This window comes from Pseudomonas sp. Z18(2022) (assembly GCF_036346535.1).
Taxonomy (GTDB): domain Bacteria; phylum Pseudomonadota; class Gammaproteobacteria; order Pseudomonadales; family Pseudomonadaceae; genus Aquipseudomonas; species Aquipseudomonas yamanorum_A.
In genome coordinates this window covers 1-11,306 of the sequence record NZ_JAOTOA010000045.1, presented here as the reverse complement: position 1 = coordinate 11,306, position 11,306 = coordinate 1, and the positions used below count along the sequence as shown (strand labels likewise).

2 protein-coding genes are annotated in these 11,306 nt (G+C 62.8%); both read right to left on the bottom strand.

Going from position 1 to position 11,306, the window contains the following annotated elements:
- On the bottom strand, positions 1-6,705 hold a 6,705-nt coding region (locus V3W39_RS33140; protein WP_330214152.1), incomplete at its 3' end, for an amino acid adenylation domain-containing protein.
- The coding region (locus V3W39_RS33135) for an amino acid adenylation domain-containing protein (protein WP_330214151.1) at positions 6,705-11,306 on the bottom strand (4,602 nt) is incomplete at its 5' end. The genes V3W39_RS33135 and V3W39_RS33140, both read right to left, overlap by 1 nt.

The following is an 11,306-nucleotide window of genomic DNA, read 5'->3' as shown; positions in this document are numbered from 1 at the left end:
CGCCGCCAGCTCCGGCAGCTCCAGGGCATTGCGGGCACCGACGATAAAGCCGCCGCCGGCCAGGGTCACAAACAGCTCCCACACCGACAAATCGAAGCAGATCGACGTTGAGGCCAACACACCTTGAATGTCTTCAGGGCTGTAGACCTGCTGCGACCACTGCGTCAGAGCCGCCACGTTGCGGTGAGTAATGGCCACGCCCTTGGGCAGGCCGGTGGAGCCGGAGGTGTAGATCACGTAGGCCAGGTTGGCGGCGTGGACCGCAACGTCCAGATCCTGATCATCAACTTCCTGAGCATCCACAAACAGCACGTCAATCGAGGCATCCACCGCAAGCGCCACCGCAGCCTGGGTCAACAACACCCGCGCCTGGCTGTCCTTGAGCATGTACGCCACCCGCTCGGCCGGGTAATCCGGGTCCAGCGGCACATACGCACCACCCGCCTTGAGCACCGCGAGCAACGCCACAACCATCTGCGCACTGCGCGGCATGGCCACGCCAACCCGCACTTCAGGCCCAACACCCAACGCCACCAGCTTGCGCGCCAGGGCATTCGCCCGGCCGTTCAACTGGCGGTAGGTCAGGTGTTCATCACCCCAGATAACCGCCAGGGCATCGGGAGTACGCTGCACCTGATCCTGAATCTGCTGATGGACGCACCGCTCACGCGGGAAGTCCAGGGCATTGGCGTTCCAGGTTTGTTCAACCAACCGACGCTCATCGCCATCAAGCGTGGCCAGTTGCGCCAGTACCTGTTCACTGCCGGCCATGAACCGCACAAGCAACTGGTTAAGATGACGGGCAATCCCCGCCATCGTCCCGGCCGCAAACTGGCTGCGGTCATAGTGGTAGTGCAAGCCCAGCGTTTGCCCGGCATTGACGGAAAGTGTCAGCGGATAATTGCTCTGCTCATGGGCCACAACGGCACCAAATGACAGCCCGTCGTCCGCGCTTTGCGCCAGCGCCTCGGAGATCGGGTAGTTTTCGAACACCAACAGCGTGTCGAACAACGACTCCGTGCCCCATTCAGCCCAGCGTTGTATCTCGAACAGCGGCGTGTGCTCATGCTCGCGCAGCGCCAGGTTTTGCCCCTGAACGGTCTGTAACCACTGGCTGACCGTCGCCCCGGCAAGCGGGCTGGCGATCACCGGCAGGGTGTTGATGAACAGGCCGATCTGCTGCTCGACGCCTTTGAGGTCGGCCGGACGCCCGGCCACGGTGGCACCAAAACAAACACTTGCCTGTCCGGTATAACGCTGCAACAGCAATAGCCAGGCCGCTTGCATCACCGTGTTGACGGTAACTTTCTGCTGGCGGGCAAACTCGTTCAGCAGGCGCGTCTGGCGCGAATCCAGCACCTCGAAGTGACTGGCGTAGCCAGCATCTGCGGACAGCGGCGCGGCCACCGCCTGGGCCAGCCGTGTGGGCGCTTGCAGCGGTGCCAACTGTTGCGCCCAAAACGCTGCTCGCAGCGTCGGGTCCTGGGATTGCAGCCAGCCAATGTAGTCGCGATAGCGCGCCGGCTGGCGCTCGGGCTCTTGCCCGCTGTAGCGTTGCAGCACCTCACCGAGCAGCCGGGAATTGCTCCAGCCATCCATCAGAATGTGGTGGGAGGTGTAGATCAAATGGCACTGATCCGGCGCCGTGCGCACAACGGTCAAGCGCAGCAGAGGCGCCTGCACAAGGTCGAAACCACGCTGGCGATCAGCGTCGGCCAGGCTATCGAGTGCGCCATCAAGTGCCGGGTGTTCCCGCCAGTCGAGCGCAGTGAATGGCAACTCCAGGTGCTTGTGCACCACTTGCAGCGGTCGCTCAAGGTCGCCCTGCCACAGGAAGCCGGTACGCAGGATTTCATGGCTGTTCACGCACGCCTGCCAGGCCTGGCGGAAGCGCTCGGGATCCAGCCCGGTAACGTCCAGGCGCATCTGATTGATGTAGTCGCCGCCACCTTGCTCATACAGGGTGTGAAACAGCATGCCTTGCTGCATGGCCGATAGCGGGTAGATATCTTCGACACCCGACAGGGCCAGCGGCAAGGCATCCAGTTGACGCTGGCCGAGCCCGGCCAGCGGAACATCCGAAGGCGTCAAACCGCTGTTGCCCGGTGCCGTGCAATGAGCGATCACACTCAGCAGCTCAAGACGGTATTCATCGGCCAGGCGCTGTACCGTCGAGGCGTCAAACATCTGCCCGCTGAAGGTCCAGCCCAGGCTCAGTTCGCCGCCGTAGACCTGGCCATTGAGGGTCAGCCAGTTACCGAGCGCCGCCTCCGGGCTCTGCTCCAGCCCGCGCGCCTCACCCGAGGGCGCGAACAAAGCCTGCTCGTCATCGAAACTGCCATCGAACTGCCCCAGGTAGTTGAACGTAATCCTCGGCGCTGGCAGTGCCTGCAAGCGGCTGCGGGACGCTTCATCGCCCAGGTAGCGCAATACACCGTAGCCAATCCCCTTGTCAGGAATCGCCCGCAGTTGTTCTTTCACCGCCTTGATCGAGTGCGCGACATCGCTTTCTACCGGCAAGCTGACCGCAAACAGGCTGGTGAACCAGCCCACGGTACGCGTCAGGTCAACGTCGTCGAACAGGTCTTCACGACCGTGGCCTTCGAGTTGGATCAGCGCACTGTCCTGCCCGGTCCAGCGACCAATAACCCGTGCCAGTGCGCTGAGCAACAGGTCATTGACCTGAGTACGATAGGCCGCCGGGGCGTCTTGCAACAGTTGCCGTGTGGCCAGGGCATCGAGCTGGGTGTGCACCGTCACCGCGTGGCGATTGGAGAGTGAACCGTGTGGATGGTCCACCGGCAGATCCGTCGACGAACCGCTCAACAGGCCTTCCCAGTAATCGAGCTGGGCACGCAACGTATCCGCAGTCGCCGCCTGCCCCAGGCGTTCTACCCAGGCCTTGAAGGAACTGGTCTTGGCCGGCAACACGCAACGCTGGCCGCTGGCGAGCTGCTGGTAGGCCTTTTGCAGGTCCTCGAACAAAATGCGCCAGGAAATCCCGTCCACCACCAGGTGGTGGATCACCACCAGCAAACGCTGGCTGCCATCGTTCAAGTTCGCCAGCACCGCCCGCAACAGCGGGCCGCGCTCCAGGTTCAGGCTGCCCTGGGCCTGGTCGCCCCATTGCTCCAGCGCCTCAAGCTCAATGTCCCGAGCCTCCCGGACCAGCGCCTCAGAGCACTCCCCCGGCGCCTGATAGCGCGCCGACCAACCTTGCGCTTGAGCCGTGAACGCCATCCGCAGCGCATCGTGATGAGTCACCAGATGCTTGAGCGCCTGCTCCAGCAGCGCCACGTCCAACGTGACCGTCGGCGTGAGCATGACGGACTGGTTCCAGCGCGCGCGCTCAGGCACCGGCTGTTCAAAAAAGGCGACCTGTACCGGTGCCAGTGGTGCCTCACCGACGACGGCCGACTGGTCGATCACCAGCCCTGCGGCCAATTGCGCAACCTGGGCCAGGCCCTGGACAGTCTGGTGCTGGAACAGCTCTTTAGGGGTGAAACGAATCCCGGCCTGACGCGCACGGCTGACCACCTGGATCGAGATGATCGAGTCACCGCCCAGTTCGAAGAAGTTGTCGGTGACGCCGATGGCCGGACGTTTCAGCACGTCCTGCCAGATCACCGCGATACGTTGCTCAAGCTCGCTCTGCGGCGCCACATGGGCGTGTTCGGCCCGGCTGACATCCGGCAGTGGCAAGGCCTTGCGGTCCAGCTTGCCATTGACGGTGAGTGGCCATTGTTCAAGAAACAGCAAATGGGCCGGGACCATGTAATCCGGCAAGCTGGCCTTGAGCCCGGCACGGATCTGCTCGCGCAATGGCGCGGGTTGCAGGTCGCCTGCGGCCGCAATGATGTAGGCCACCAACACCTGGGCACCGGCGTTACCCTGCGCCAGTACCATGGCTTCACGCACACCGTCGAGGGCAAGCAAGCGGGCTTCGATTTCACCCAGTTCGATGCGCAAGCCACGAATCTTCACTTGGTGGTCAATGCGTCCGATGTAATCGATCACACCGTCCTGGCGATAACGCACCAGGTCGCCGGTACGATAAAGTCGTGCGCCGCTACGGGAGGCAAACGGGTCGGGGATAAATCGCTCGGCGGTCATTCCCGGGCGCAGGTGATAACCACGGGCCAGGGAATCCCCTCCGATATACAACTCACCGGCCGCACCCGGCGGGCAGGGCTCAAACGCTTCGCTCAGGACATAAGTGCGGACGTTGTCGATCGGCTTGCCGATCGCCACGATCGGGCCGGCAGGATCGACAGGCACCTCATGGCTGCTGGTATCAATGGTCGCTTCGGTCGGGCCGTACAGGTTGATCAAGCGCCCGCTCCAGCGCTGCTGCAACTGTCGGCTCAGCTCGGCACTCAAGCCTTCGCCACCGCACAACACGACCTTCAGCGACGCCAGCTGGGCATCGCTCGCTTCAGGCAGCAAGGCTTGCAGCAATGAAGGCGCCAACTGCAGGACCGTGATCCGCTGTGCCTCGACCTGCTCCCACAACAGTGACAGGCTCTCGGCCAACCCTGGCGGGGCCATCACCAACTGTGCGCCCGACATCAACGGTAGCCAGAACTCCCATACCGAAGCATCGAAGCTGAACGCGGTCTTTTGCAGAATCCGATCGCTGCTTTGCAGTGGCAATGTCTTGCACATCCAGGCCATGTGATTGGCCAGCCCCCGGTGACGAACCGAGACACCCTTGGGCCGGCCGGTGGAACCGGAGGTGTAGATGACATAGGCAAGGTTGTCGGGTTGCACGGCAACCTGCGGATTGGCTTGCAGCGTTTCGTCAGTGTCGGACAGGACCAGCACCTGGACGCCCGGCGGGATGGGCAACGAGTCACGCACTGCCGCCTGGGTCAGCAACCACTGCGCGCCACTGTCCTGCAGCATGTAAGCCAGGCGGTCGGCCGGGTATTGGGTATCCAGCGGTACATAAGCGCCACCGGCCTTGAGAATGGCCAGTAGGCCGACCACCATTTCCACGCTGCGCTCAACGGCGATGCCCACCAGCGCGTCAGGCCCGACACCCATGTTGATCAAGCGATGCGCCAAGTGGTTGGCGCGCTGGTTGAGTTGGCGATACGTCAGCTGTTGCTGCTCGCCTACCAGCGCTACCGCGTAGGGCGTACGCTCCGCCTGGGCGGCGATCACCTGATGCGTCAGGCCGCCAAAAGGCTGTGAGGTGGCGTTCCAGTCCTGCACCATCTGCTCGCGCTCGGCGACATCAAGCAACGGCAACTCGCCGACACGGGCCTGGGGTTGCTCGACGATTCCTTGCAGCAGGGTCTGCCAATGCCGCGCCAGGCGCTCTATCGTCAGCGCATCGAACAGGTCAGTGGCATAGGTCAGGGCCGCTGCTATGCCGTCGTCGGACTCGTAGGTTTCCAGGGTCAAGTCGAACTGCGCGGTGCGGTTCTCCCAGGCCACGCCTTCGATGGACAGGCCCGGCAGCTGCAGTGCGAGCGCGCCAGTGCCGGCGGCCGCCATGCGCTGATGATTGAACATCACCTGGAACAGCGGTGCATGGCTGAGGCTGCGTTGCGGGTGCAGCGCCTCGACCAACTGCTCGAATGGCAGGTCCTGATGGTCCTGCGCCCCCAGGGCGGCCTGGCGGACCTGGTCCAGCAGAACACTGAACGACTGCTCGCCCACTACCTCGGCGCGGAGTACCTGCGTGTTAACGAAAAAGCCCACCAGGTGTTCGGTTTCCACCCGGTTGCGGTTAGCGGTCGGAACCCCGACACGGATATCACGCTGCCCGCTGTAGCGATACAAGAACGCCTGGAAGGACGCCAGCAGCACCATGAACAGCGTGGCCTTTTCCTGCTGGGCCAATTGCTTGAGGCGCTGGCTCAGGGCATGCGGCAGTGCAATTTCAAAGCGCGCGCCGCGATAGCTCTGCTCGGCCGGCCGCGCACGGTCGGTCGGCAGCGCCAACACCGGCTGTTCGTCACCCAACTGCTCGCACCAATAGGCCAGTTGCCGTTCGCGCTCGCCGGCTTCCATCCAGTGACGCTGCCAGATGGCATAGTCGGCATACTGGATCGGCAACGCCGGCAGCACCAGGGTTTCGCCGCGCTGGCAGGCGTCATACAGCTGCACCAGCTCATTGACCATCAGCTGGATCGAACCGCCGTCGGACACGATATGGTGCTGCACAAACGTCAGGATGTGATCCTGCCCATCGATCTGCAGCAGGCTGACCCGCAGCAGCGGCCCCTCATTCAGGTCGAACAACTGCCCGGTCTGCGCTTCGACAAACCCAGTGATTGCCGCCTCGATATCGGCCTGTGGCGCCAGCACCGTCAAGGGAATGTCCAGGGTCGCTTCGGCGAGGATTTTCTGGCTTACCCCGTCGTCACGCTGCACAAAGCGGGTGCGCAGGCTTTCGTGACGGGCGATCAGTTGATTGAAACACTGCTGCAACGCCACCAGGTCCAGGCTCCCGCGCAAGCGCAGGACCATGGGCAGGTTGTACGCCGTGCTCTGCGGGTCCAACTGCCACAGGAACCACTGGCGTTCCTGGGCAAAGGACAGCGGAATCGCTTCAACGGCCGACTGTACTTCGGGAATGGGCAAGTTCGCCGGGGAAACACCTTCCTGAAGCATTTTCTCCAGGTACAGGCGACGCTTGTCGAGGGGCAAGGTAATGAAACGCCGAGCGATTCTCTGGGCGGCGTGGATGTCCATTAAACTTCCTCCATTTCGTCAAGCAGAAATTCCAGCTTGCTCAGTTTCGATTCATTGATTTGTTGCCCGCCGGCGTGTTCAAGATGGTGGGCAAAGTCTTCCAGGAGGGGGTGCTGGAACAGCAGTTGCGGGGTCAATTTCAAGCCCAGTTCAAGTTGAATACGCGACACGACATTCACCGCCAGCAGCGAATGCCCGCCCAATTCGAAGAAGTTATCGGTGAGCCCTACCTGCTCCAGTTGCAGCACCTGCTGCCAGATGCCGGCGATCTGCCGTTGCAGATCGCTGTGCGGTGCAACGTAGGCCTGTTGCAGCTGACTGGCATCGGGCGCCGGCAGCGCCTTGCGGTCGAGTTTGCCGTTGGGGGTCAGTGGCAGGCTGTCGAGCATCACCAGAAACGCCGGGACCATGTAGGCCGGCAGGGTTTCCATCAAGCTGGCCTTGAGTTCATCGCGCAGCAGCACTTGCCGGTCGTGGCCGAGCTGTTCGCCTGGTACCACATAACCCACCAGTTGCAGGCCGACACCGCCCTCTCGGGCGATAACGGCGGCTTCGCGCACGGCCGGGTGTTCCTGCAGGCGTGCCTGGATTTCTCCCAGTTCGATGCGGAAGCCACGTATTTTCACCTGGTGATCCAGGCGGCCGACATACTCAATCACACCGTCGGCGCGATAACGCGCCAGGTCGCCGGTGCGATACAGCCGTTGCCCGGTGCTGGAAAACGGATGGGCAATAAAACGTTCGGCGGTCAGCCCGGCACGTTGATGGTAACCACGGGCCAGGCCTTCTCCGCCAATCAGCAGTTCACCCACCACACCCACTGGCACAGGCTGCAAATCGCTGCCCAGGATGTACAGATGAGTGTTGTCGATGGGCCGGCCGAGCCAGGCCTGCGGCAACGCCCGACTGAGTGGGTGTTGCGCCGACCAGATGGTGGTTTCAGTGGGGCCATAGAGATTCCACACCTGGTCCGACAGCGCCAGCATGCGGTCCGCCAGATCCTGGGCAAGCGCCTCGCCACCACAGAGCATCTTGCAGCCTTGCAGCGCTTGGGCCTGGGGATTATCGAGCAACATCCGCCATGTAGACGGCGTGGCCTGCACCACTGAAATGTGCTCGCGGCGTATCAGCTCCAAGACTTGGGCCGGGTCTTGAGCGGCACTCTTGCCCGCCAGGACCACACGTGCCCCGAGCACCAGTGGCAGGTAAATTTCCAGCCCGAAAATATCAAACGAGAACGTCGTCAGCGACAGCACCCGATCACTGTCTGACAGGCCTGGGGCTTTCGCCATACTGGCGAGGAAGTTGCTCAGTGCCGCATGCCCTACCATCACCCCTTTGGGCTTGCCCGTAGAACCAGAGGTGTAGATCACGTAGGCGAGACTGGCCGCCATTACCGACACGTCCGGATTGCTCCGCGGGTAGGACGCCAGCCCTGAATGCCGAGGATCCAGATCCACAGTCGTCAGCGCCGAAGGAAGCACCAGCAAATCCTTCAAGTGGGCCTGGGTCAGCAACAGGCCGATGCCGCTGTCGGCAATCATGTACTCCAGGCGATCCACCGGGAAATCCGGATCCAGCGGCACATAAGCAGCACCCGCCTTGAGCACGGCGAGCAGGCCCACGAGCATTTCAAGGCTGCGCTCCACGCATATCCCCACCAGTTGGTCCGGGCCTACGCCCAGCTCCAATAGCTTGTGCGCCAGTTGGTTCGCCTGTTCGTTGAGTTGACGATAGGTATAGGTCTGCTCGTTGAACACCGCAGCCACGGCGTCCGGCTGATGCAGAGCCCGTTGCTCAATCATGCTGTGCACCCGTAGCGCCGAAAGATCGGCGTCGGTGGCGTTCCATTGCTCAAGCACACGGCTGCGCTCGCCGTCGTCCAGGCTGTCAAACGTCCCCAGCGGGCGATCGGCATTCAGCGTCATAGCCTGCAGCAGGTTATGCAGTTGGGCGGCCAGCGCCTGGATCTGCCCCGGGGCGAAGAAACGCTGGTCAAAACTGTACTGCAGCGACAATGCCTCGCCGAGGTTGACCATCAGGGTCAGCGGGTAGTTGGTCTGCTCATGGCTGTCGATTCGTCCGAAGCGCAAGCCGTCCGGCGAGCTTTGCTCCAGGGCCTTGGACACGGGGTAGTTTTCAAACACCAGCAGGCTGTCGAACAGTGCTTCACCGCCCTGCCCCGCCCAGCGCTGGATCTCGAACAGTGGCGTGTACTCATGTTCACGCAAGGCCAGGTTCTGCGCCTGCAAGGCTTGCAACAACTGTGCGATCGTCTGCTCCGGTCGCGGGCTGACCACCACCGGCAAGGTGTTGATAAACAACCCGACCTGCTGCTCGACACCGGCCAATTGCGCAGGACGCCCGGCGACGGTAGCGCCGAAGCACACACTCGACTGGCCGCTCTGGCGCTGCAACAACAAGGCCCAGGCCGCTTGCACCAAGGTGTTGAGGGTGACTTTCTGGCGGCGGGCGAACTCGCTCAATTGCGTGGTGCGCTCAGCGTCAAAGAACTGATAGTGATCCGAATAGCCCGTGCTGCCAGGTACCTCGCCTTGGGCCTGTGCCTGCGCAAGGCGTGTCGGTTCCTGCAGGTCAGCCAGTTGCAAGGTCCAGAACCGCTGGTTGGCCTGGCGGTCCTGGCGGTCCAGCCAGGCGATGTAGTCGCGATAACGTCCACCACGGCTGGCGTCGAACTGCCCGCTGTAACGTTGCAATACCTCGCCCAGCAGCTGCGAGTTGCTCCAGCCGTCCATCAGGATATGGTGATGGGTGTAGATGAAATGGTACTGGCTGGCACCGGTACGGATCAGCACCAGGCGCAACAGCGGCGCCTGCGCCAGATCGAAACCCTGCTGCTGTTGCTCGGCCGCCAAGGCATCCAGGGCCGTCGCCACATCCGCGTGGCCACGCAGGTCATGACTGACAAAAGGCAGCTCGACGTGCTCCAGTACGACCTGCACCGGCTGCGCCAACTCGCCCTGCCAGACAAAGCAGGTGCGCAGGATATCGTGGTGATCCAACACCGCTTGCCAGGCCTGGCGGAAGCGTTGCGGGTCCAACCCCTCGACATCCAGGCGCATCTGGTTGACGTAGTTGCCCGACGCCTGCTCGTACAGCGTATGAAACAGCATGCCTTGCTGCATCGGCGCCAGCGGATAGATGTCGGCAATCGCCTGCGCGGGAATGGGCAGCGCATCCAGTTGCGCCTGGCTCAAGTTGGCCAGCGGGAAATCCGACGGGGTCACGGCCGCGGCACCCGACGTGCAGCAATGCTCCACCAGGCTTGCCAGTTCACGGGCATAGTCATCCGCCAGGTTCTGGATGGTCGCGGTGGCAAACATGGCCGGGCTGAACGTCCAGCTCAACCGCAGTTCGCCATCGAACACCTGGCCGTTGAGTGCCAGCCAGTTATCCAGCGGCGCCTGCGGGCTGTGCTCGGCACCACGGGCTTCGCCCGACGGTACAAACAGCGCACCGTTGTCGTCCGCAAAATGACCGTCCAGTTGCCCCAGGTAGTTGAAGGTAATCCGCGGGGTCGGCAATGCCTTAAGTGCCGCTTGCGCCTGCGCGTCGCCCAAGTAACGCAGCACGCCAAAACCCAGGCCTTTATCGGGGATGGCGCGCAGTTGCTCCTTGATACCTTTGAGGGATTGAGCCGGGTCCGCAGCCGGCGTCAGCTTGACCGGGAACACACTGGTGAACCAACCGATGCTGCGGGTCAGGTCGACGTCGTCAAACAGGTCTTCACGGCCATGCCCTTCCAACTGGATCAAGGCATCGGCGTGGCCGGCCCAGCGGCAAACTACCCGCGCGAGCGCGGTCAGTAGCAGGTCGTTGACCTGGGTGCGATAGGCCTTGGGGGCGTTTTGCAGCAGTTGGCGGGTGTGCGCCGGGGTCAAGGCGCTGTGCACCGTGGCACCTTGATCATTGCGCAAGCCGGCTTCGGGATCGAGGCACGGCAAGGCGCTGTCGACGTCGGCCAGCAGCGTTTGCCAGTCATGCAACTCCTGTTGCAGGCGTTCGGTTCGGGCATAACCTTGCAGACGCTGCGCCCAGGCCTTGACCGACGAAGTCTTGGCCGGCAGTGCCACAACGCGGCCCTGCTGCAGTTGCTCGTAGGCGGTTTGCAGGTCTTCGAAGAGGATGCGCCACGACACGCCATCCACCGCCAGGTGATGGATCACCAGCAGCAGCCGTTGACTGCCGTCGGCCAGGGTCGCCAACACCGCGCGCAGCAGTGGGCCATTGCTCAGGTCCAGGCTGCGCTGGGCTTCATCGCCCAATTGCTCCAGCGCCGAGGCGTCACTGATGCTGCGTTGCCACAGCAAAGGTTGCTCGCTGACCGGCTGGTAAGTCGCTCGCCAGCCATCGGCCTGCTGGACGAAGCTCACGCGCAAGGCATCGTGCTGCACCAGCAGGGCGTGCAGGGCGCGTTCCAGATGTTCAGGGTTCAGCAGCTGCGTGGTCTTGAGCAGTACCGACTGGTTCCAGTGGTGCCGCTCAGGAATTGCCGTGTCGAAAAATGCCTGATGGATCGGCAGCAACACGCTGTCGCCGGTCACCGGGCCCTGGTCGATCAGCAGTGCGCCCTCGCCCAA